This window comes from Stenotrophomonas sp. STEN225 (genome assembly GCF_056756445.1).
In genome coordinates this window covers 1-328 of the sequence record NZ_JBRRBV010000046.1, presented here as the reverse complement: position 1 = coordinate 328, position 328 = coordinate 1, and the positions used below count along the sequence as shown (strand labels likewise).

General features: G+C 59.1%; 2 rRNA genes. Both read right to left on the bottom strand.

Annotated features, from left to right (window positions below):
- A 5S ribosomal RNA gene (gene rrf, locus ACVOJ1_RS18995) occupies positions 1–108 on the bottom strand; the annotation flags it as partial.
- Positions 109–240: 132 nt separating this feature from the next.
- Positions 241–328: ribosomal RNA gene (gene rrf, locus ACVOJ1_RS18990) — 5S ribosomal RNA — on the bottom strand; the annotation flags it as partial.

Genomic DNA, 328 nt, shown 5'->3' with positions numbered 1-328 from the left:
GATGACCTACTCTCGCATGGCTTGAGCCACACTACCATCGGCGCGGCTGCGTTTCACTTCCGAGTTCGGGATGGGATCGGGTGGTTCCACAGCGCTAATTTCACCAGGGAGACGGTTGCAGCAGCGCCTGCGGCGCCAGCTTCGCGATCTTGCCCTTGGGGCGGAAGCCACCCGGAAAATGCAGTGCCTTCATTAAAAGGAAAAACCCCGCTGCGTAAGCAGCGGGGTTTTGGGTATAAACCCTGGCGATGACCTACTCTCGCATGGCTTGAGCCACACTACCATCGGCGCAGCTGCGTTTCACTTCCGAGTTCGGGATGGGATCGGG